Annotated in this window: 21 protein-coding genes; 6 read left to right on the top strand and 15 right to left on the bottom strand. The window is 66.7% G+C overall.

Going from position 1 to position 20,902, the window contains the following annotated elements; genetic code table 11:
• Nucleotides 1–351: 351 nt before the first annotated feature.
• A complete protein-coding gene (locus EDM04_RS11705; RefSeq protein WP_123622310.1) occupies nt 352–2,721 on the bottom strand; it encodes an amino acid permease in 2,370 nt (789 codons plus the stop codon).
• A 207-nt stretch (nt 2,722–2,928) separates the two neighbouring features.
• Here EDM04_RS11705 and EDM04_RS11710 point away from each other — a divergent pair, with 207 nt between their 5' ends.
• Entirely contained in the window at nt 2,929–4,041 is a 1,113-nt protein-coding gene (locus tag EDM04_RS11710) for an alanine--glyoxylate aminotransferase family protein (RefSeq protein WP_123622312.1), read from the top strand.
• A gap of 27 nt (nt 4,042–4,068) precedes the next feature.
• On the opposite strand, the gene EDM04_RS11715 is transcribed toward EDM04_RS11710, so the two are convergent.
• The 5 genes from EDM04_RS11715 to EDM04_RS11735 form a co-directional block, all read right to left on the bottom strand.
• Entirely contained in the window at nt 4,069–4,380 is a 312-nt protein-coding gene (locus EDM04_RS11715; protein WP_123622314.1) for a hypothetical protein, read from the bottom strand.
• 9 nt (nt 4,381–4,389) lie between these two features.
• Nucleotides 4,390–4,689 (bottom strand): DUF424 domain-containing protein, encoded by a 300-nt coding sequence (locus EDM04_RS11720; protein WP_123622316.1) that lies wholly within the window; start codon nt 4,687–4,689, stop codon nt 4,390–4,392.
• Nucleotides 4,690–5,601: a tetratricopeptide repeat protein gene (locus EDM04_RS11725; protein WP_123622318.1), complete on the bottom strand. Its 912-nt coding sequence runs from the start codon at nt 5,599–5,601 to the stop codon at nt 4,690–4,692.
• Nucleotides 5,602–5,742: 141 nt separating this feature from the next.
• Nucleotides 5,743–6,288, bottom strand: coding sequence for a DUF421 domain-containing protein (locus EDM04_RS11730; RefSeq protein WP_123622320.1), 546 nt, complete (start codon nt 6,286–6,288; stop codon nt 5,743–5,745).
• Nucleotides 6,285–7,283, bottom strand: a complete 999-nt coding sequence (locus EDM04_RS11735) for a two pore domain potassium channel family protein (RefSeq protein WP_123622715.1) — start codon at nt 7,281–7,283, stop codon at nt 6,285–6,287. The genes EDM04_RS11730 and EDM04_RS11735 overlap by 4 nt, the downstream gene beginning before the upstream one ends.
• Before the next feature lie 835 nt (nt 7,284–8,118).
• Here EDM04_RS11735 and EDM04_RS11740 point away from each other — a divergent pair.
• The 3 genes from EDM04_RS11740 (at nt 8,119) to EDM04_RS11750 (ending at nt 9,280) form a co-directional block, all read left to right on the top strand.
• A complete protein-coding gene (locus tag EDM04_RS11740; protein ID WP_123622322.1) occupies nt 8,119–8,475 on the top strand; it encodes a hypothetical protein in 357 nt (118 codons plus the stop codon).
• A gap of 4 nt (nt 8,476–8,479) precedes the next feature.
• A complete protein-coding gene (locus EDM04_RS11745; RefSeq protein ID WP_123622324.1) occupies nt 8,480–8,683 on the top strand; it encodes a hypothetical protein in 204 nt (67 codons plus the stop codon).
• 69 nt (nt 8,684–8,752) lie between these two features.
• Complete coding sequence (locus EDM04_RS11750) at nt 8,753–9,280, top strand: hypothetical protein (RefSeq protein ID WP_123622326.1); 528 nt, start codon at nt 8,753–8,755, stop codon at nt 9,278–9,280.
• An 87-nt stretch (nt 9,281–9,367) separates the two neighbouring features.
• Here the strand turns inward: EDM04_RS11750 and EDM04_RS11755 are convergent, their stop codons facing one another.
• The 8 genes from EDM04_RS11755 to EDM04_RS11790 form a co-directional block, all read right to left on the bottom strand.
• Nucleotides 9,368–10,075, bottom strand: coding sequence for a PHP-associated domain-containing protein (locus EDM04_RS11755; protein ID WP_123622329.1), 708 nt, complete (start codon nt 10,073–10,075; stop codon nt 9,368–9,370).
• Nucleotides 10,072–10,983: a diacylglycerol kinase family protein gene (locus EDM04_RS11760; RefSeq protein WP_123622331.1), complete on the bottom strand. Its 912-nt coding sequence runs from the start codon at nt 10,981–10,983 to the stop codon at nt 10,072–10,074. Before EDM04_RS11760 ends, EDM04_RS11755 begins: the two co-directional genes overlap by 4 nt.
• A gap of 166 nt (nt 10,984–11,149) precedes the next feature.
• Nucleotides 11,150–11,773, bottom strand: coding sequence for a rod-determining factor RdfA (rdfA, locus tag EDM04_RS11765; protein ID WP_123622333.1), 624 nt, complete (start codon nt 11,771–11,773; stop codon nt 11,150–11,152).
• Nucleotides 11,774–11,929: 156 nt separating this feature from the next.
• A complete protein-coding gene (locus EDM04_RS11770) occupies nt 11,930–13,636 on the bottom strand; it encodes a bacterio-opsin activator domain-containing protein (protein ID WP_123622335.1) in 1,707 nt (568 codons plus the stop codon).
• Nucleotides 13,629–14,102, bottom strand: a complete 474-nt coding sequence (locus EDM04_RS11775; RefSeq protein WP_123622337.1) for a response regulator — start codon at nt 14,100–14,102, stop codon at nt 13,629–13,631. Before EDM04_RS11775 ends, EDM04_RS11770 begins: the two co-directional genes overlap by 8 nt.
• On the bottom strand, nt 14,089–16,740 hold the full coding sequence (locus EDM04_RS11780; protein ID WP_123622339.1) for a PAS domain S-box protein: 2,652 nt from the start codon (nt 16,738–16,740) through the stop codon (nt 14,089–14,091). Before EDM04_RS11780 ends, EDM04_RS11775 begins: the two co-directional genes overlap by 14 nt.
• Before the next feature lie 79 nt (nt 16,741–16,819).
• Nucleotides 16,820–17,515: a DUF2270 domain-containing protein gene (locus EDM04_RS11785; RefSeq protein WP_123622341.1), complete on the bottom strand. Its 696-nt coding sequence runs from the start codon at nt 17,513–17,515 to the stop codon at nt 16,820–16,822.
• 137 nt (nt 17,516–17,652) lie between these two features.
• Complete coding sequence (locus tag EDM04_RS11790; protein WP_123622343.1) at nt 17,653–18,552, bottom strand: mechanosensitive ion channel family protein; 900 nt, start codon at nt 18,550–18,552, stop codon at nt 17,653–17,655.
• 378 nt (nt 18,553–18,930) lie between these two features.
• Here EDM04_RS11790 and EDM04_RS11795 point away from each other — a divergent pair, with 378 nt between their 5' ends.
• Together EDM04_RS11795 and EDM04_RS11800 are read left to right on the top strand one after the other, a co-directional pair.
• A complete protein-coding gene (locus EDM04_RS11795; protein ID WP_241154901.1) occupies nt 18,931–19,944 on the top strand; it encodes a hypothetical protein in 1,014 nt (337 codons plus the stop codon).
• Between the two features lie 153 nt (nt 19,945–20,097).
• The gene (locus EDM04_RS11800; protein ID WP_123622345.1) at nt 20,098–20,553 is read left to right on the top strand and encodes a ferritin-like domain-containing protein; all 456 of its coding nucleotides are present in this window, start codon (nt 20,098–20,100) and stop codon (nt 20,551–20,553) included.
• A gap of 91 nt (nt 20,554–20,644) precedes the next feature.
• Here EDM04_RS11800 and EDM04_RS18555 read toward each other — a convergent pair whose 3' ends face one another.
• Entirely contained in the window at nt 20,645–20,794 is a 150-nt protein-coding gene (locus EDM04_RS18555; RefSeq protein WP_164471123.1) for a hypothetical protein, read from the bottom strand.
• Nucleotides 20,795–20,902 lie beyond the last annotated feature (108 nt).

The following is a 20,902-nucleotide window of genomic DNA, read 5'->3' on the forward strand; positions in this document are numbered from 1 at the left end:
ACATCGCCTGCGCCCGCCTCGCGGCTGCCCCTTTGAATCCCACCCCGCACAGCACCACCGGAAGACGGTCCTGCTCGCTCACTCCGTTCGCTGCGCGGGCTGCGACTTCCGTGCTCCCGCTCGCTCCCATCGGTCGCTCACGGGACCGCAGCCTCACGCCTCCCCAGCCTCGTCGGTCGCCCGTCGCTTCGCTCCGGACGACCGACTCCCTCGCGCGGTGCCGCTCGCGGCCCTCCGGGCCGCTCACGGGCACGCGCCACCGCACATCTCTCTAGAAACAGACCCACCGTCTGCACGTTCACCCATAAATCGCTCCCGCCGATCGAATCCGAACGTCTCCCCACCGACCGATTACTTCTCCGCGTCGCCGTCGCCGTCGTCGTCGATCTCCGGCGTCGACGGCTCCGGCTCGACGCCGGTCTCGGCGGGCGTCTCGTCCGTCTCGACGATGTCGTTCGCTCGCGCCCCGCTGCCGAACAGCCGGGCTCGGATCCCGCGGTCGCTGCGCTTCTCCGCGAGCAGCACGGAGCACTCCACGTCGTTCAAGACGTCCAACACGAGCGATCCGCGGACGATCCGCGAGAGCAGCCCCTTCTCCGTGGCGCCGACGATGAGCATCGTGGCGTCGCGCGCGGCGCGCTCGATGGACGCCTCGACGTCGCCGCTCTCGACGCGCAGCGTCGCGTCGGAGAGGTCGTGCTGGTCGGCCCACCCGGAGAGGAACGCGCGTCCCTCGGCCTCGTCGTCGGCGACGTGCAGCAGCGTGACCTCGCTGTCGAACTCGGCCCGGAGCATCTTCGCGACAGCCCCGGACAGGTCCGAGGCCGGACCGCCGGCGGTCGGCACTAAGATCCGAGAGGCGTCGAACCCGCGGTCGCGGAACACGAGGAAGTCGGAGGGGAGCGAGTACGCCAGCTCGTCGACGGCGGACTCGGCTCGCCCCGGCGCCCCGTGGGAGTCCTCGCCCCAGCCCATCACCGTGAGGTCGGCGCCGTAGGTTCGCGCGGCGTCGAACACCTCCTCGAACACGCGGTGCGATAAGACGACGTGGGTCTCGACGTCGACGTCGAACGTCTCGGCGTCGTCGCGGGCCTTGTCGAGCAGGTCGTGTGCCGCCTGGTGAGCGCCGCGGTCGCGCGCGGCCTCCAGCGAGGTCTGGTCGGGCACGTTCGCGATGTTGACCGCGACGACCGTCCCGTTCCGCTGCTTGGCGATGGCCGACGCGAGCGTGATCAGGTGCTCCTCGGTCTTGGGGTTCGCGAGCGGCACCATCACCCGGTAGTCGCCGCCGCTCGGCTGGACCGAGGTGGCCGCCGACACCGCGGGCTTGGGGAGCTCGTCGGAGCGGTCGAGGATCCACGTCCCCAACACGCCCCGCGCCTCCACCTTCCCGCGGGCGTACAGCAGGTACCAGAGCACGGCGAAGGCGACGAGTCCGGCCGACAGCGCGATGATCCGCGGCTCGATGTAGGCGATCAGCGCGAACGACGATATCGTCCCGATTATCGGCACGATCGGGTAGAAGGGGACCTCGAAGTCGGGGTCGTACCCCTCGACCTCCGACTCGCGCATCACGATCAGCGCGAGGTTGAGCAGCCCGTAGACGATGAGGTGGAGCACGGAGCCCATCGTCGACAGCGACTCGACGCCGCCGGCGACGAGGAACACGAGGATGAGCGCGCCGGTGAGCGCGATCGACTTGTACGGCGTGCCGAACCGGTCGTGAATCTCGTTGAGCTTCGGGGTGACGATCTTCTCGCGGCCCATCGCGAAGTTGATCCGCGACGACGACAGGATCGACGCGTTCGCCGACGAGGCGGTCGCGAGCAGCCCGCCGATCAGAAGCATGCCGGCGCCGACGGCGCCCAGCGAGAAGCCGAACACCTCGTAGTTGCCGAACAGCAGGCGTGCGGCGTCGACCACCGCGGTCTCGTTGTTCGCGACGAGGTCGTTCGGGACCGCCGCGAGCAACACCAGCAGGAACAGCGCGTACACGACCGTGACGATCACGACCGAGCCGAGCACCGCGAGCGGGAGGTTCCGCCCCGGGTTCTTGATCTCCTCCGCGACAGAGGTGATCTGGACGAACCCGAGATACGAGACGAAGATGATCCCCGTCACCGGGAGCACCTCGCTCGTCGTTCCCGGCGGCGCGAGCGGTCGCAGCGAGTCCATGTCCGCGTTCAGCAGGCCGACGACGGTGAAGACGGCGAGGATCCCCAGAAGCGACATGACGATGACGATCTGGAGCCCGCCGGTCTCCTTCGCGCCGAAGTAGTTGACCGCGATGAACAGCAGCGCGCCGACGAGCCCGATCACCTGCGCCGCCTCCAGCGTCACCACCCCGAGCCCGACCGGTTCGAGCCCGACGAGCGCGTTGACGTACTCGCCGAAGCCGTACATGTAGAACGCGGAGGCGAACGCGAGCCCGAGCCAGTTCGCCCACCCCGCGATCGAGCCGAACATGGGTCCGAGCGCGCGGTTGACGTAGAAATACGCCCCGCCCGACTTCGGCATCGCGGTCCCGAGTTCGGAGGCCGACAGCGCGGTGAACAGCGCGATCACGCCGCCGAGGACGAACGTGAGCGCCGCGAGCGGTCCGGCGCGGGCGACCGCGGTGCCGGGCAGGACGAAGATCCCGGCGCCGATCATCGTCCCGATCCCGATCGTGAGCGCCGCGAGCGGCCCGAGGTCCTTCGCGAGCTCCTCGTCCCCGCTCACGGCGGACCACCTCGGACGGTTGTTACTCTCCGGACGTGTGTCATACCGCTTCTCTCTCCCCCGTTCGTATAAACCCGGCCGATCCGGGCAACGGTACCGTCTCCGGAAGCCACGACCCGTCCGCGCGGCCGCGACGACCGGGACTTTCGAGCGTATCACAAGGAACATACCCCAGCGCGACGCGGTACGATCCATCAGGTGGATCCCGTGACGAAGAAACGCGAATACCGCGACGACTACGACGACAAGACGCTGTACATCCCCGGCCCGACGGAGGTCCGCGACGACGTGATCGAGGCGATGGCGGAGCCGATGTTCGGCCACCGGATGGACCGGATGACCGACCTGTACACCACCATCGTCGAGGACACGAAGACGTTCCTCGGCACCGACAACGAGGTCGTGGTCCTCACCGCCTCCGGCACCGAGTTCTGGGAGGCGTCGACGCTCAACCTCGTCGACGAGAACATCTTGGTGCCGACCTGCGGGAGCTTCAGCGAGCGCCACGCCAACGTCGCCGAGCGCCTCGGGAAAGACGTCGACCGGCTGGAGTACGAGTGGGGCGAGGCCGTCAAGCCCGAGGACGTCCGCGAGCACCTCGAATCGACGGACAAACAGTACGACGTGGTCGCGACCGTGATGAACGAGTCGTCGACCGGCGTCCGCAACCCCATCGAGGAGATCGGCGACGTGATCAGCGAGTACCCGGACACGTACTTCGTCGTCGACGCCGTCTCCGCGCTGGGCGGCGACTACGTCGACATCGACGACCACGACATCGACGTGATCTTCGCGTCCACCCAGAAGGCGTTCGCGATGCCGCCGGGACTCGCCGTCTGCGTCGTCAGCGACGACGCCTACGACCGCGAGGTCGAGAAGGGCGACTCCTCGTGGTACGGCGGCTTCCGCCGCACGATCGACTACTACGACCGGAAGGGCCAGACCCACTCGACGCCCTCGATCCCGGTCATGTTAGCGTACCGCAAGCAGATGAAACACATGCTCGAAGAGGGCCACCGCGCCCGCGACCAGCGCCACCGGGAGATGATGGAGTACGTCCACGACTGGGCCGACGAGCACTTCGCGATGTTCCCCGAGGCGGGGTACGAGTCGCAGACGGTCGCCTGCATCGAGAACACGCAGGAGATCGACGTCGCGGCGACCATCGAGCAAGTGAGCGAGGAGTACGACATGGCCTTCTCGAACGGCTACGGCTCGCAACTCGGCGAGGAGACGTTCCGGATCGGCCACATGGGCGAGCACACGGTCGAGAGCGTGAAAGCGCTGACCGACGCGATCGAAGACGTCGCGGACCTGTAGCGCGGACAGTCCGTCGGTATTCCCTTCTCACCCGTCCCGTCGCGGCTCGACCAGCTCGATCCGATAGCGCCGTCCGCCGGATCGCGTCTCCTCGACACCGACGACGACGAACGACTCCTCGCCCACGTCGATCATGTCCCCCGGCGACAGGGGGCCGTCGTCGCCGGACTCGCCGCGCCGCCGTCGGTTCTCTCGCGCCCGACGGTCGGTGTCGCCGACGACCTCGGGACCGACGCTGACCGTCCCCCGTTCGGCCGCGATCACGCGGTTCCAGAACGCGTCCGAGGGCGGCCGCGGCCCCACGCGCTCGGCCAACTCGGCTCTCGTCAGTCGCTTCATGCCCGCACGTCAGAGCCAGAGCAGTTGTGCGTGTCGGGTCTCCTCGAACTCCAGGACGGTCTCCTCGTCGACGAGCCCGGCCTCGACGGCGACGCCGACGGCCTCGGTGCCGACGATGTTCGCGACCTGCGCGCGTTGGAGGCCAGCGACGACCTCCTCGGCGGTCGCCTCGACCGCGTCGTCGCCGCCGTAGAACTCCTCGCTGACGGTGATCGTCGCGCGTCCGTTGTCGTACGTCTCGCCGAGGCAGTCGGCGTCGCAGACGGAGACGAGCCGCCCCTCGGCGGTCTCGCGCTCGCGGAGGAGCATTCAGAAGCCCTCGGGCCCCTCGCCTTGGAGCTCTCGCTCCGGCTCCTCGCCCGCGCTGCCCCGTCCGCCTCGGTCGCCCCGCCCGCCGCGGCCACCCGCACCGGGCCGGCCGCCGGCTCCCGGCTGACCGCCCTGTCCGGGTCGCCCGCCGGGACCGGGGGCCTGTCCGGTCTGTTCCTCGACCATCTGCTCTTCGGCCTCGCGGCGGATCTCCTCGGCGCGGTCGGCGACCTCCTCGGCCTGCTCGTGTTCGCCGGCCTCTTCGAGTGCGCGAGCCTTCTCCTCTAACACGTCCGCGCTCCGGTAGCCGAGGCGGATCGCGTTGTCGAAGCAGCTGACGGCGTCCTCGGCGAGCCCGCGCTCGACCAGCAGGAACCCGCGGTTGTACCACGCTTCCGCGAATCGCGGGTCGGTCTCGACGGCGCGCTCGGCGTGCCGGAGCGCCTGCTCGCCGCGGCCCGACTCCCAGAGCGCGTACGCGAGGTTGGTCTCGGCGGTCGCGGCGTGCTCGGAGTCGTCGTCGATCCGCAGCGCCTCCTCGTAGGCGCCGATCGCCTGATCGAACTCCTCCAGCTGCGCGTGGGCCGCGCCCTTGTTCACCCACGCCTCCTGCGCGTCGAGCGAGTCCTCCTCGGCGAAGCTGGCGGCGCGCTCGAACGTCTCGGTCGCCTCCTCGAACTTGTTGATCCCCATGTACGACAGCCCCACGTCGATCAGGCGCTCGACGTCGATCGCGTCGCTCTCGACGTTGCGCCTGTCCATGATGTCGGTGAGGACGCGGGAGTCGACGGGGTCGACCGTGTTCGGGTCGGCGTCGATCTCCTCGGGGTCGAGGGTGAACTCCTCGTAGTCGGCGTCGACGCCCTGCCCGGCGGAGAACTCGTGGCGGTCGTCGTCGCGTTCGTCGGTCATATACCCGGTTTAGCGGGTCACGAGGCGTAAGGGTTGCGTCGGAGCGCCGCGAGACCGGCGATCCGGTCCCGCGGAGGCCCCGTTCTCGCAGCCCGCGGAGGCCCCCGTTTTTGCGGACTGACACGGCGGAACCCCGCGGCTTCAGTCGTAGGTCACTGGCTCACCGATCTCCTCTTCCAGCTTCTCTCCGAACGCCGACCCGTTCTCGACGGACCCCACGACGGAGAACTCGCCGCTCGATTCGAGCACGACGGCCTCCACCTCTTCGAGGGACCCGAAGTCCTTCTTGCGGACGGCGCTCCGGATCTCGTCTCTCGCCACCCGCTGACGCCGCATCTCTCGGTCGACGAACTCGCCACGGAAGTACAGCAACGCCGGCGGGTTCGTGATGATCCGTCCGAAGAAGGGCCACCGGACCTGAATCCACGTGACGGTGTACTGCAGCGTGATGAGGAGCCCGAGGGCGACGACGGCCTCCGCGAGCGCGACGCCCTTCGCCGTCAGCGCCCGGCCGAACACGGAGCCGATCGCCACGGTCACGATGAAGTCGAAGGCGTTCATGCTCGACAGCGTTCGGCTCCCCGACAGACGGAGGAACAGCACGAGCGTGACGTACATGGAGACGCCGACGACGAGGATCCGGACGAGCGGCTCCCAGCCGGTGAAGTAGAAGGTAACGTCGGTCATGAGTCGATGGGGGGCCAGTGCCAGGCGTCGGCGCTCACGATCCCGAGCAGCTTCCGTCGCCGCTCCGCCAGCTCGTCGAGCGCGTCGGCGAACTCGTCGTCGGCGACGGCGGGGACCCCCTCGGCCCGAAGCCTGTCGAGATCGGGGGGCGGCGGCGTCTCCTCGGCGGGATCGATGAACGCGTTGTTGAGGGTCTCGAGGTAGTTCTGCGTCGCCGATCGGGCGTTGTCGACGAGCACGGCGTCGGGCTGTTCGTCCTCCGGGACCCCGAACCGGAGGACCGTCATCGACTCGTCGAAGACGGCGACCGCCATCGCGGAGGCGTGTTTGGCCTGTTCGCTGTGGTAGTAGTGGAGGATCGGATACGACTTGTGTTGGTCTGCGAGCGTGTCGAGCCGCGACGCGAGGGAATTGAGCGGGAGGTGGAGCCCGTCGAAGTCCTCGCCGTCCCACGCCGCGCTGACGAGCCTCTCGCTGTCCGCCCCCATCCCGGAGACGCTGCTGGCGAACGAGCGCTTGTTCGAGACCGCGCCGAGCACCGAGAGGACGTACGAGACGCCCATCGTCACGAACAGCATGCCGCTCGCGGTCGTGAGCGACGAGGCGATCTGCCAGACGCCCGCCGGCGGGTAGAAGTCGCCGTTGCCCATCGTGAACATCGTGTAGGCGACGTAGAAGATCCTGCCGCCCCACGTGAGCGGAACGTCGTCGCGGGCGGCGATGAGCGCGTTCTCGCCGCCCGCGAAGACGAGCGTCCACCCGCCCCAGATGAGGCCCACCCACATGACGAGCGTCGACGTCAGGATGATCGGGCCGGCGAGGCTGAGTATCCGGGACCGCGTCCCGCCGAGCTGGCGGAGCCCGCGCCAGATCCAGGTCGTCAACCGCGACGAGAGCGGCCCGGAGCCGCCGTCAACCCAGAGCGTCGTCCACAGGATGTCGACGATCGCGGCGACGAGCACCGTCGCGCCGACGGCGAGATACAGCGGTCGCACCGCCGACGCGGCCTGAAGCGGGGCGGGGACGCTTCCACTCGAAACGCCGCCGAACAGTGGCGGCGCGAGACAAGCGACATCGGCGATCATCTTCGTGAGCGTAGGGTGGTGACGTGGAAAACAGTACGGAGCGTGCTATTACTAACTATTTATAGAAACAAATTTTTCTAGGAAAATACAGAAATAAAAGTGCCGGTGAGATCACGAGAAGCTGCTGTTTTCGCGCTACCAATCGATCAATACGAACAGCGTGATCGAGAGCGGGAGTGGGTATAGCACGCTTGTAGAGTGGTTGTTTATACGTGATCGAGCGGTGTTGCTGGCGGCTGTTTATAAGCGAGCGGCGGCGCTGCGGTGAACACCTCCAAAGCCCCAGTCGCTGTGGGCGGCGCACGCTCGCTGCGCTCCTCGCTCGCGGTGCTCGCTGCGGTGCTTACGTCGCCTGCGCCGCCCACAGCGACTGCCCCTTTGAATCCCACCCGCACAGCACCGCAACCGCGCCTCACGCCTCCCCAGCCTCGTCGCTGGCGGCGATAGCCGCCAGCGACTCCCTCGCGCGTGCTCCTCGCGGCCTATCGGCCGCTCGGAGGCACGCGCCACCGCGTTGTTATTTATAAGCGATCGTCGCCATCGCTCACGGATCCTTTAAGTACTGATTCGCCACCACCGATCTGCGATACTCACTCCCGCTATCGATCAAAAATCAGTCTTCGGCGGCGGACTGTTTGAGTTGCGTCGGACCCGAAAGCGAGAGTTCGACGGGGTCACCGGTCTTGAGAGCGATCCAATACATATTGGCCCGGTCTTTTTGATGATAGCTCGGTGATTTATACGTGTGACAACACCAGGACTCATCGGTTCGGTAGTGGCATTCGCGGTCGCGCTCCTGATCGGGGGGCTCGCGATCTACATCAGCGCCCGCGTGATCGCGGACACCGACGACTACAGCTACGCCGTCATCACCGCGCTGGTTGGCGCCATCGCGTGGGCATTGACCGCGTGGATCCCGCTTTTCGGACCCGTTATCGCCCTGATCGTGTGGATAGCCGTCATCAACTGGCGGTACCCCGGCGGCTGGGTGCAGGCGGGACTGATCGGGCTCCTCGCGTGGGTCTCCGCGCTCGTCATCCTCTTCGTCCTGAACGGGCTCCTCGGTCTCGGGATCGGGGCCTTCGGGGTCCCGGGGGCGTAATCCGATGGCGTCCGCACAGCTCCTCGGGACCGCGTGGACGGTCTGGAAACTGGCGAGGAAGCGCTTCGGTCCGGTCGGTGCCCTGATCGCCACCGCCGTCGTGATCGGCGGGCTGGTCTACCTCGCGCCGCGATTGACCGAGCGGTACCCGGCGCTGGCGGCGGTCGTCGGTGATCCGGCGCGTGAGAACCCCACCGTCTCCGCGTAACGGCGGCGTCGCTCGGCGGTAACGCTTATTGGGGATACGGTTATCCGGACGTGTGACGCACGTTCTCCCGTGACTACTCACGGTTCGGACGAGAGTCCTCGACGGGCAGACACCGAATCCGGCGTCGCCTCCGCTTCCGGGGCGGGCCTCCTCCGGAGGCTCGTTCGAGGCGTCGTCGGCGGCCTGATCGCCACCGCGCTGATGACCCTCTACCGGTTCCCGGTCTTCCGTGCCCTACCGCCCACCTCGGACTTCTGGGCGAAGTACGTCGGCGGCGGTGCCACCGAGACGTACCCCGGCGTCGGGCTCGTCCTGCACTTCCTGTACGGGGGCGTCGCGGGCGGCCTGTTCGCCGTCCTGATCGACGCCCTCGGATTCGAGACCGAACGCGAGGACAGCCTCGGCGCGATCGCGCTCTCGCTCGTGTACAGCCTCGCGCTGTCGGTCTTCGGGACGCGAGTCGTCTTTCGTGTCCTCCTCGACGAGGACCTCGATCCGGACGAGGCCGTGATATTCCACGTCGGACACGTCATTTACGGGCTGACGCTGGGGACGTGGGTGGGCTTCGACAAGCGGACCGGCGAGGCCTACGAGTGAGCGGATCGAGGGGGGCGGAGCGGTCCGTCTGACATATGCGATTGCGGCGAGTCGAGGAGAAGGCCTCGCTTCAGCGCGGGGAGGACGTCAGAGAAACCGATGCGTGTGCTCGTACCCCCTTCTCATGAGTTCGTCGACCGGTGAGTTTCGGACCTCGACCTCGACTGCACCCTCGCGGATCGCCGTGACCACCGCCTCCGGCGTGAGCTCCGGCGCGTCGATCCGGGTCATCGTTCGGCCGACCTCGAAGGGGAAGTGGGCGTCGCTCCCGCCGACGACCGGGACGTCGAGCGATTCGGCGAGCGCCCGCACGCGATCGGCGTTGTCGGGATGTTTCCCGTTTATCTCGACGGCGTCGAACGGCGCGTCGCTCTCGCGAACGCGACTGTCCCGGTACGGGTGCGGGACGATCGCGGCGCATCCGTTGTCGTGCGCGCGCGACACGACTTCCTCGGGGGTCCGTTCGCCGGAAACGGTCCGACGCGGCGGGTCCGGCCCGACGACGAGGAGGTGTCCGGCCGTCGTCGTGACCTCGACGCCCGGGATGAATCGCGGACGTCCCGTCACGCGGTCGAACGGCCTGTAGTAGTCGTGGTTGGTCAGGGCGACGCCGTCGAGGCCGGACCGGCGTCCCCAACGCGCCAACAGACGCGCACCGATCGGGTCGTAGGGGGTCGGCGCCCCCGGGAAACCGTGGAAGAACCGGGTGTGCGCGTGGAGGTCAACCGTGAACCTCGACCCCTCGCGTGAGGCGTCACCGGGTTCGGATCGGTCAGCGGATCGGTCAGATCTCATGCGTCGGTCGGGGCCGGGTCGTACTCCTCGCCCACGACCAGCCGCAGGACGTTCGATCGAACAGTGAGCGCGAGCTCGCGTTCCTCGATGACCTCCCCGTCCAGGCTGAATCTCACGGGGTCCGACGAGTCGGTCTCGATGTCCAACGACGCGGCTTGGAACCGCTCGATGTGCGCCGAATCGCGTCCGAACAGGCGCTCGAGCACCGTGTCGCCCATCAGATCGATCGCGGGCACGTCCCTGACGATCATGACCTCGAAGCGGCCGTCTTCCATGTCGGCCTGCGTCGTTCCGTCCGCCGCGAACTGACGCCCGTTCCCGACGACCACGCAGAGCGCTTCGCCGCTCCACCTCGGCTCGCCGTCGTCGCTCCCTTCGTCGTCGATGGTGAGCCGCAGCGGATCGAACTCCGTCACGGTGCGGAGGGTCGTGAGCACGTACGCCAACCCGCCGATGCGGGACTTCAACGCCCCGGACGTGTCGTCCACCGACTCGGCGGTGAACCCGGCGACGCAGGAGTTCACGAAGGGTCGATCGGTCGCCATCCCGAGATCGACGGTGCGCCGGGAACCGTCCTCCAAAGCGGTGAACGCGGTCTCGATATCGGTGATCCCGATCTGCTTCGCGAAGTTGTTTCCCGTTCCGAGCGGGAGGATTCCGAGCGTGACGTCGTCGAACGCGTCGGCCCCGTCGATCCCCCGAACGACCTCGTTGACCGTCCCGTCTCCGCCGCCGGCCACGATCGTCGAGTAGCCGGCCTCGATCGCCTCCTCGGTCAGCGTGACGATCTCGCCCTCCCGCTCGGACTGTTCGAGCGCGTACCCCAACAGGTCCGCCCGGGCCCGAACCGTCTCGGTGTGGGAGCCGCTTCCGCTCTCCGGGTTGTGAATGATCACGGTCTCTCCCATGTCTATGCACCCTCGATCGCGGCGGGGCTGCTGGGCGTCCGGATTCTTCCCTTCGAAGCACTCACTGGCGTTCGAGACATGCTGTCCCGATCGCGCCTCCGTCGAATTGTTAGGAGGTCTTCCGTCCGTTTACGTGTATATTATACGCGGATGTGCGTGGGCTCCGTTACGCCGTCGAACAGTCGCAGCGTCCCCGCTCCAGCAGTCGGTCGACGGAGTGTTGGGAGTTACACTTCGAGCAGTAGACGCGGACCTGCACGGTGACGGACGGGTCCCCGACCGCGAGGTGTCCCCGACTCCGGAGCCGGTCGATCTTGTCCTGGACGATCGCCTCCGTCCGAGCGCTGAACTGCCGGATGCTCTCCGCCTCTCGGCCGACCCTGTCCCCCTCGTTCCGCTCGTACTCGGCGTTCCGGTAGTCCTTCAGATACGTCCGAACGGCCTGATAGCTGACGAACTCCCCTCGCAGCCGCTCGACGTCGACGCCCGCGCGTTCGAGCCACCGGGTGGCCTCGACCCGGTCCCCGGGGCTCACGTCGTCGTCGGTGAGGAGCCGGTAGTAGTTCGCGGCCGCGCCGTCGAGGTCGGCCGTTTCGGCCTCTCGCAACGCGGATCGCAGCAGCTCCCGGTTGAAGTGGTCGGCGAGCTCACGGAGGCTCCGCCGGTCCTCGGCTCTCGTCCACAGGTGTTCGAGCTCGTCGCCGAGCGGCTCCAGTTCGCGCTCCCGGAGCAGACGGGCGACTTTCGACTCCCGTCCGGGCCCTGACGAGTCTCGGTTAGGATCGGCCATACCGGCGTCTCGGCCGCCGAAGTAGTAAGCGTTTCCATAACACCGGTCCCGTTGTTACGAATTGGCTGTTTCGCGAGATCCGCGCGCTCGTCTCAGATAATACCGGCTTAACGAGTCTGGACGGGTGACCGATCGGATCGAGAAGGAGACGATCGGTCACTGGGGACTCGCGCCCGGATCCGACGGTTCCCACGGCGAGGGCGGCGTCGCGTCGTCGCCCGAAGTACCGTCGAACACGGCTTCGAACAGCGTGCGTTCGGCCCCCCGGAAGTGCTCGCTGAACGTCGCCTGCGTGACTCCGAGTAGCTCGGCCACCTCCTCGCCGGTGCTCTTCCGCGGCCAGTCGAAGTAGCCGGCGTGGAACGCGGTCTTGAGCACGGCCCGCTGCTTCCTCGTGAGCTGGTTTTCAAAGGCCAGGTGGAAGTCGGCGATAGACGGGTCGTCGCGGGCGACCGTCCACTGGGCGCGGAGCGTCGCGTCCGGGTAGTGCTCTTTGACGATCTCGACCAGCTGGTGTTTGTCCCGCCCCGGCGGAACGTCGACGACGAACTGCAGTTCGCCGTCCGCGACGGTGATCTCGGTCACGAGAGCGCCGTGTTTCGCGAGCTCCGGTACCAGCTCCTCCCCCCAGTTCGTGGTGACCTCGATCTCGTACGCGTCGCCTTCGGGAGAGAGGATCCGGAAGTCTTCGATCAGCCGCGAGCGTTCGGCGAGCTCCCGGAACTCCTCCATCGGGATCCCCGCGACGCTGCCGTACGCGAGGATCCCGGGATCGGTCCGAATGAGGTGCTCGATCTCGAGGGTCAACCCCCCCGCCGACGCGGAGACGATTTCGTCGGCGTCGCCCCCCTGATCGAACGTCAGCTGGAGCACCGTGTCGCTCATGAGGGCGTCCTTGCGCTCGACCGCGGTGATGGCGTGGCCGATGATCTCTCCCAACCGCGAGAGGTTCTCTCGGTCGGTGTTGGCGAAGGCGTTCGGCGACTCGTCGTAGACCGCTAAGACGCCGTAGAAGACGCTCTCGTAGGCGACGGGTATCGCGGCCACGGTTCGAAACCCGCAGGCGCGCATCTGCTCGTAACGGCGCTCGGACTCGGACACCGATTCGATGTCCCGGACGACCTGTACCTCTCGGGTCCGAACCGCCTCGACTTCGGCCCGCTCGCGCTCCGTCTCACCGTCGAACGGGATCTCGGCGGCGTCGAACTCGCAACCGGCGGACGCGGACTGGCGCATCGAGAACCGATCGGTCGAGTGCGTCACGCCGCCCATCCACGCGAAGCCGTACGCGTCGGACTCGACGAGCCGCTCACAGACCGCCCGCTCGAGGTCCTCGCGCGTCGTCTCCGTGATGAGCGCGTGGATGACGTCCTGGCTGATCCGGTACAGTCGGTTGAACGCCTCCAACTGCTCGCGGTGGCGGATCCGCTCGCGCTCCTGCCGGGACTGCTCGATCGCGTACTGGATCGAGTGGACCAACAGGTCGCTCGTCACCTCGTCTTTCACGAGGTAGTCGACGGCCCCGCGCTGGATCGTCTGGACGCCGAGATCGCGGTCGTCCTGTCCCGTGAGCACGACGACGGGGGTGAACTCGACCGCGTCGACGACGCCGACGAGCGTGTCGAAGCCGGTGCTGTCCGGAAGCTCCAAGTCGAGCAGTATCACGTCGAACTCCCGTTCTGACAGGCGTTTCAACCCCGCTTCCAGGGTTGACTCGTGGTGAACCGACGACCGGTCGGGAGCCGACCCGTCGAGGTCGATCCGCCTGAGCTCAGCTCCCGCCCCCTTCAGCATCTCCTCGACGAGCCGGGCGTCGCCGGGGTTGTCCTCGATGAGGAGGACGTCGAGCGTGTCGTCACTCATGGTCGTCTCGTGCCGGCGGGAGCCGAACGACCTCGAGCCAGAAGTCCTCGAAGGTCTGAATGGTGGCGATGAACTCCGACGGATCGACCGGCTTCGTCATGTAGGCGTTCGCTCGTAGCTCGTAGGACTTGACGATGTCCTCTTCGGCCTGCGAGCTCGTCAGCACGATCACCGGGATGGACGCGAGGTGCGGCGCCGTCTCGTACAGCTCTTCGAGAAACTCGTTGCCGTTCTTCCGAGGGAGGTTGAGATCGAGGAGGATGAGGTCGGGCCGCGGGGCGTCCTCGTACCCGTTGCGCTTGTTCATGAAGTCGAGGGCCTCGATCCCGTCGTTCACGACGTGGAGGGTGTTGGCGATGCGACTCTCGTTGAACGCCTCCTGGGTGAGCCGGATATCGCCGGGGTTGTCCTCGATCAGCAGGATGTCGGCCCTCTTGTTCGAACGGGCCCGGTCACTCATCGTCATCACCCGCGGGCGGGAGAGTGAACGAGAAGGTCGCGCCCGCTCCCGGACGGGAGTCGACCCAGATGTCGCCCCCGTGACGCTCGACGATCCGCTTACAGAGCGCCAGTCCGATCCCCGATCCGTTCCCGTCCGGACCGTCGAGGCTCTGGAACACCTCGAAGACGCGGTCGGCGTCGGCCGGATCGATCCCGACGCCCTCGTCGCTGACGGAGACGACCCATCGCTCGCCGTCTCGCTCGGCGGAGACCCGTATCCGCGGAGGAGCGTCGCCGCTGTACGCCATCGCGTTATCCAACAGGTTCTGGAACAGCTGGTGTAACTGTCCTCGGTCGCCCTCGACGCGCGGCAGGGAGTCAACCGTGATCTCGGCCTCGCACTCGTCGGACCTCATCTGGAGGGAGTCTCGGACGTCCGCGACGACCGCCTCCAGCTCGACGGGCTCGAACGAGTCCCCCTTCGACTCGATCCGCGAGTACGCCAACAGCCCGTCGATCATCTCGCGCATCCTGTCGGCGCCGTCGACGGCGAACTCGAGGAACTCCTGTCCGTCCTCGTCGAGCGCGTCCGCGTAGCGCTCATCGATGAGTTGGAGGTAGCTTGAGACCATCCGAAGGGGCTCTTGGAGGTCGTGAGACGCGGCGTACGCGAACTGTTCGAGCCGCTCGTTGGACTCTTCGAGCTGTCGTTGGCGCTCTTTTCGCTCGCTGATGTCCCGTCCGATACCCGCGATCATGTGTTCGTCGTCCGGCGTGTCTATCACGGACGCGACGAACTCCACCGGAATCCGATCGCCGCTTTTCGTCCTGACGGACGCCTCGATGCGGCCGTTTCCGGTCTTGAACGTCTCGCCGATGTTGTCGGCGAGCCGCTCTCGGTCCTCTTCGACGATGAGCCCCAGCGGACCCATCTCCTCGATCTCCTCGTCCGTGTAGCCGGTGACGGAGCGGACGCTCTCGTTCCAGCGCCGGAAGTTCCCCTCCCTGTCGATGACGTAGAACAGGTCGTCGATCGTGTTCAAGACGTCGTTGATGTAGTCTTTGTGCGCCTTGAGCTCCCGTTCCCGGTCGCGGATCGCCTGTTGATGTCTCCGTCGTTCGGTGACGTCGCGGAAGTATACCGAGAGTCCGGTCACCGAGGGGTACGCCGACACCTCGAACCAGGCGTCCAGCGGCGGGAAGAACTCCTCGAAGGAGACGGACTCCTGCTCTTCCATCGCCCGGACGTAGTTCTCGTAGAACGGAGAGTCGGCGGCCTCCGGAAACAGGTCCCAGACGACTGCTCCGTTCGCCTCCTCGGGGGACACTTCGAGGAGTTCGGCCGCACAGTCGTTCATATAGGTGAACCGCCACTCGTCGTCGAGTCCGAAAAAGCCGTCCGAGACGCGGTTGAGGATCTGGTGCAGCTCGCTCTCTAAGCCCCGCTGACGGTTGTGTCGTTCCGTCATGTCGCGGGTGATCTTCAGGTATCCCTCGAGAGTGCCGTCGGCGTCGCGGATCGCGGTGATCGTCACGTTCGCCCAGAACCGGGACCCGTCCTCGCGGACGCGCCACCCCTCGTCCTCGACGGATCCCGCCTCGGCCGCCGCTTTGAGGTTGCGTTCGGGGACGCCCGCCTCCCGGTCCGTTTCGGTGTAGAACGCCGAGATGTGTTCGCCGAGGATCTCCTCCGCCTCGTACCCCTTGATCGCCTTCGCTCCTTCGTTCCAGCTGGTGACGTTGCCGTCCGGATCGAGGCTGAAGATGGCGTACTCCGTGATAGCGTCGACCAGCGAGTGGAACTCAGCTTCGGTCTCCCGAAGCGCGTCGGCCGACCGCTTCTGGTCCGAGACGTCCGTGTACCACTCGATCCGACCGCCCGAGAACCGACCGGACGTGACGGGCTTGCTTCGGTGTTTGAGCCACCGCTCTTCGCGGTTGTCCCCCCCGATAACGTGGATCTCGAACTCCTCGGCGTAGGTGTTGTCGTCGTACGCCGCGAGGAGGCGCTCCTCGAAGCGGTCGGACTCCTCGACCGCCTCTTTCAGGCTCTCTTCGATGACCCGCCGTTTGTCGCGGCCGATCAGCTCGGCCGCGTCGACGCCGAAGTACCGACCGATATCCTCGTCGGCCCAGACGATCGAGTAGGCGTCGTCGAGCAGGAAGGCCGCGTCCTCCCCCCCTTCGACGAGGCTCATCAGGACGTCTCTGGACCGCGGCGTCGACCCGCGAAGGGACGGGTACGTCACGTCGTCGGACCGGACGACACCGAGCGATCCCCGAAACTCGGCGTCCGAAGACGGCGCGATCACTCGCACGACGCACTCGATCGGCTCCCCGTGGGCGGTCCGGATCGACAGTTCGACGGGGACGGGATCACGCGACTCGCGCTGGCGCGCGATCTCGTCGTTCAGGCGCTCGACGTCCTCGTCGCTGAAAAGGACGGAGACGTGCTCTCCGAGCAGTTCCTCCCGGGAATATCCCGCCGTCGCCGCGAACGCCTCGTTGACCGCGACGAATCGCATATCGGAACTCAACTGATAAACACCGTCACTCACCGTCTTCGCGAGGTCCTCGGCGAGAGCGTCGGACCCTCCACGGGTCGCCTCGTCGACGGCGTCCGGGAAAAAGTCTCCGTTGCTACTACCCGGCGATGGGCTCATGATACGGATCATCCGTTGTTACCACTTATATACACATCGCTTAACGGATAGATAATCGGGCGTAACACCAGTGAAACGGTCACGGTTTCCAGTCTCCTTCCATGTCGCGGTCGTACATCTCGCCGGTGGCTTTTCGCTCTCGGGGCCAGAACGCGATCACCGCCATGGCCCCGTACACGGCCACGACCGCACCGACCACCACCGAGCCGGGTATCTGGACCACGCTGGCGGTGGCGAGCGGCCCTTGGTCCGCCCCGAACACCGTGAGCCGAACGATCCACGCGATCAGCAGGACCGTCTGGAGCGGGAGATACACGCGGCGGTATCGGCGGGCGTACGCCTCGACGAAGGGGCTCTTGAACGCGGGGCGGCGGAGGTCGGCGCCGAGCTCCTCCCGCCAGTCGTCGTGATCGGCCCGGTTCGCGGGATCGATGGCGGCGGCGAACACGTTCCGCTCGAGCAGGCGGACCCGGGCCCGCCACACGTCGTACCGCTGGTACCGACGGCTTTCGACGGCGTGGAACGTCATCACCGTCAACATCCCGATCAACAGGAGGTAGTGGGGGTTGTCGGGGCTGGAGAACACCCACGTCAACACGGCCGCGATGATCGTCACGGTCCAGTTCGTCGTCTGGTCGAGCCGCCCCCGCCACGTCGTCACTCTGTCCACCTCGCCCCGATAGAGCGCCGTCAGGACGGACGGGACCTCGTCGGTCGACGTGTCGTCGACCGGATCGGTCACTAGCGACTCCTCGGTGTCCGCGGAATCGGGCATACGCAGTTGCGACCACGCATCGCAAAGAGCATTTGGGTGCCGAAAGGGAGCGCTCTTACAGAGGGGTCGACCCGTCGAAGTCGCACGGAACCGGCACCCGGCGACGGCAGCCCGAGCGTCGGGGGACCGCCGACCGCTCACTCTCGTTCATCGGGGTCGCGGAGACGGATCTGCCCGGAGAGTTCGCGTTCGGCGGGCGAGCTCATGTCGATTCCCTCGGCTTCGAGCCGGTCTTTGACTCCCCGAGCGTACGCCGACCGGACCGCGAAGACGTCGCGTCGGGTCGGGTCGGTGATCCAGTAGTGGACTCGGACCGAAACTCCGTCGTCGCCGAGTTCGTCGACGTACGCGGTCGGCGACGGCTCCGAGAGGATCCCCTCGGTCTCGGCGGCGACGCCGGTGAGATGCCGAAGTACGTCGTCGAGATCGTTCTCGTACCCGACGCCGAGCTCCTGGACGACCCGGTGTTTCCCCCGTCCGTACGACCGGGTGATCTCGTGTGCAGTCAGGATGGTGTTCGGGATGGTCACGAGGTCGCCGTCGGCGGTCTCGACGCGGGTGATCCGGAGCGCGATCGACTGCACGACCCCCACCCCGCCGTTCCACTCGATGTGGTCGCCGACGTTGAACTCGGGGTCGAGGACCAGCGCGACCCCGCTGACGAGCGATCCGATCACCTCGCGCGCCGCGATCCCGACCGCCAGCGCGACGGCGCTGATGAGGAGCGCGGAGTCGCTGAGAAGCTCCCCGTAGCCGGCGACCGCCACCCCGACCAGCGCCCCCACCAGCACCACGAACAGGCGGAAGTACAGAACGATGGCCGCTTGGAGGGTCGGATTGTTGCGGTTCCGTCGCCGGACCGCCCGCCTGAGCACCGGCTGGACGACAAGCAGCCCGATCAGGAGGACCGCGGAGAAGCCGGCGAGAAACCACCCGAGCTGAACGAGGAGCGGCCAGAACACGATCAGCTCGTCCGCACCGGGATCCGGTTCGGGGGCCTGTTGGAGCAGGGTCGCGGCGAGGTGGCCCGTCGTCATCTGCGCTCGAGGCGACCGGGCGGATCCCTCGGAACCGCCGCGGACGCACCAGTCCGCCGACCGCTCTCGGGGGACCGCCGGATCCGAGAGCCGGCTGCCCCCTCGCCGACCCGATCCACCGCCTGGTCGCCCGCCGGACTCGTCTTTCGGGCCTCGAAGTCCATACCCGAGTTACTCGTTCGAACGGGTTAACTAATCGCGACCTATCGCGGTTCGCGGTGGGCGCGCGGCGCGGTCGACGGGCGGATTTCAGCGCGCCCGCGAGAGGGACCGCTATCAGTATATTGGCCGCAGCGTTTTGTCGCTGTTCTCCCGTCGTGAGAGCATGGAGTCGAACGCTCGCCGTGACATCGGTGTGGCTCACGTGACGGAAAATCCATGAGCCAGCGGAACGTGCTCAGACGGTGGCGCGACTGGTTCCCGACGCCGACGCCGGAGGGAGACATCGGTATCGTCCGATGGATCCTGCTGGAGGCCAACCGACTGGCCGTCACGGGATCGCTTCTCACGTTCGTCTTCGTCTCGTTCCTGCTCATAAGCAGCATTTGGACCTTCGAGATGCAGAACCTGCTGACCGAGACCTCGACGGTCCAGACGATACTGAACACCCTCTTGAGCGGTATGATCCTCCTCGTCTCGATCGTGGTGTCCATCAACTCGATCGTCCTGTCGTACGACATGAACTCCGTCAACAACCAGGAAAAGCGCGTCGAGGGCGCGGCGGACTTCCGCCGGAAACTGAGCGAGCTGTCCCGACCGGCCGAGAACCCGTCCGACCCGTCGTCGTTCCTGAGGGTGATGTCGCGGACGATCCGCGAACGCGCCCGCGGGCTCGGCGACCACGTCAGCGGACTCGACTCGGACGAGGTCGAAGCGATCCGAACCTTCGGCTCGGCCGTCGCCGAGAAGGCCGACACGCTCGGGGACGTCGACGACACGGACGGGGCCGAGTTCGCGGTCCTCTGGAAGGGGCTGGAGTTCAGGTACGGCGACCAGATGGAGCGGTCTCGGACGCTCAGATCGATACACGACAACGAGGGGGCCGATTCCCTCACGGACCAACTCGACCGTCTCATCGAAGCGCTGGAGCTGTTCGCCATCGGGAGGGAGTACTTCAAAACGCTCTATTACACCCAAGAGGTGTCGAAGCTCTCACAGACGCTGTTGGTGATCTCCCTCCCGGCGATCCTGATCAACGCGTCGACGATCCTCGCGATAAACGCCGGGCTGCTCCCCGAATTCTGGATATTCGGTCTCCCGCCGCTGCAGACGTTCGTCGCCGCGGCGTTCACGGTCTCGCTCGCGCCGTACCTGGTGTTGACCGCGTACATGCTCCGGCTCGCCGCGGTCGCTCGACTGACGACGTCCGCGGGGATCTTCTCGCTGAAGTGACCGCCTCTCGCTGACCGCCGGCGGGGCCGGTCGTATTCGTGACGCTCCGGGGGCGTACCGAACCGCTTCACCCGAATTATTGTAACTTTCTCGATGTAGGATTTTGATTACACCGAGTATAATTATACTGCGTCCGGCCGACGATCGGATGCTATGTCTTCAGAACGGACCGTCGAGCTGCTACGACGGAGCTACGAGGACGAGATCGAGACCGTGATGAACTACCAGACGAACGCGATCATCCTCGAAGGGGTCCGAGCGGAGGAGATCAAGGAGAGCCTGCAGGAGGACATCCAGGCGGAGCTCGCTCACTCGAACAAGCTCGGCCAGCGCCTCAAGCAGTTGGGCGCGCGCCCCCCGTCGTCGAAGGACTTCACGGCTCGGCAGGACTCGCTCCAACCGCCCGAGGACTCGACCGACGTCCTCGCGGTCATCGAGGGCGTCCTCGACGCGGAGGAAGACGCCATCTCGACCTATCACGAGCTGATAGACGCCGCGGAGGAGGCGGACGACCCGGTGACCGAGGACCTCGCGGTCGAGATTCTCGCCGACGAGGAGGCCCACCGAGCCGAGTTCAAGGGATTCCAGAAAGAGTACCGGAACGAGTAGCGCCGCCGGTTCGGTCGCCGCCGGCCGGTCCTGACTCTCGGTCCGTCCGTCGACGATCTGGGCCACTCGTGGCCGCGCGTCGCTCGACCGGTCAGGCGGCCCGTCGAGTGACGAAGATGAGGACGCCCGCGATCAGGAGACCGACGCCCCAGTAGACGGAGGGGAAGGGAAGGTACACGAGCAGCAGCGTCACGATGCCTGACGTGATGAGGGACCACCCTATCGTCGTTCGAATCGCCATACTTCGCCTTCGTTACCGAGCGGAATAGTTAGCCGCACGGTTTGGTCGGCGGCCGATTCCGTCCGCGTTTCGCCCACGGATAACATCTGATTAACGCGAGTCGCGGGT

It is taken from the genome of Halorubrum sp. CSM-61 (genome assembly GCF_003781945.1).
GTDB lineage: Archaea > Halobacteriota > Halobacteria > Halobacteriales > Haloferacaceae > Halorubrum.

What these genes read in the sequence shown, in the direction of transcription:
- EDM04_RS11715 (WP_123622314.1), bottom strand. Translation starts at nt 4,380, where the DNA reads ATGAAGCGACTGACGAGAGCCGAGTTGGCCGAGCGCGTGGGGCCGCGG.
- EDM04_RS11720 (WP_123622316.1), bottom strand. Translation starts at nt 4,689, where the DNA reads ATGCTCCTCCGCGAGCGCGAGACCGCCGAGGGGCGGCTCGTCTCCGTC.
- EDM04_RS11725 (WP_123622318.1), bottom strand. Translation starts at nt 5,601, where the DNA reads ATGACCGACGAACGCGACGACGACCGCCACGAGTTCTCCGCCGGGCAG.
- EDM04_RS11730 (WP_123622320.1), bottom strand. Translation starts at nt 6,288, where the DNA reads ATGACCGACGTTACCTTCTACTTCACCGGCTGGGAGCCGCTCGTCCGG.
- EDM04_RS11745 (WP_123622324.1), top strand. Translation starts at nt 8,480, where the DNA reads ATGGCGTCCGCACAGCTCCTCGGGACCGCGTGGACGGTCTGGAAACTG.
- EDM04_RS11755 (WP_123622329.1), bottom strand. Translation starts at nt 10,075, where the DNA reads ATGAGATCTGACCGATCCGCTGACCGATCCGAACCCGGTGACGCCTCA.
- EDM04_RS11760 (WP_123622331.1), bottom strand. Translation starts at nt 10,983, where the DNA reads ATGGGAGAGACCGTGATCATTCACAACCCGGAGAGCGGAAGCGGCTCC.
- rdfA (WP_123622333.1), bottom strand. Translation starts at nt 11,773, where the DNA reads ATGGCCGATCCTAACCGAGACTCGTCAGGGCCCGGACGGGAGTCGAAA.
- EDM04_RS11770 (WP_123622335.1), bottom strand. Translation starts at nt 13,636, where the DNA reads ATGAGTGACGACACGCTCGACGTCCTCCTCATCGAGGACAACCCCGGC.
- EDM04_RS11775 (WP_123622337.1), bottom strand. Translation starts at nt 14,102, where the DNA reads ATGACGATGAGTGACCGGGCCCGTTCGAACAAGAGGGCCGACATCCTG.
- EDM04_RS11780 (WP_123622339.1), bottom strand. Translation starts at nt 16,740, where the DNA reads ATGAGCCCATCGCCGGGTAGTAGCAACGGAGACTTTTTCCCGGACGCC.
- EDM04_RS11785 (WP_123622341.1), bottom strand. Translation starts at nt 17,515, where the DNA reads ATGCCCGATTCCGCGGACACCGAGGAGTCGCTAGTGACCGATCCGGTC.
- EDM04_RS11790 (WP_123622343.1), bottom strand. Translation starts at nt 18,552, where the DNA reads ATGACGACGGGCCACCTCGCCGCGACCCTGCTCCAACAGGCCCCCGAA.
- EDM04_RS11795 (WP_241154901.1), top strand. Translation starts at nt 18,931, where the DNA reads ATGAGCCAGCGGAACGTGCTCAGACGGTGGCGCGACTGGTTCCCGACG.
- EDM04_RS11800 (WP_123622345.1), top strand. Translation starts at nt 20,098, where the DNA reads ATGTCTTCAGAACGGACCGTCGAGCTGCTACGACGGAGCTACGAGGAC.
- EDM04_RS18555 (WP_164471123.1), bottom strand. Translation starts at nt 20,794, where the DNA reads ATGGCGATTCGAACGACGATAGGGTGGTCCCTCATCACGTCAGGCATC.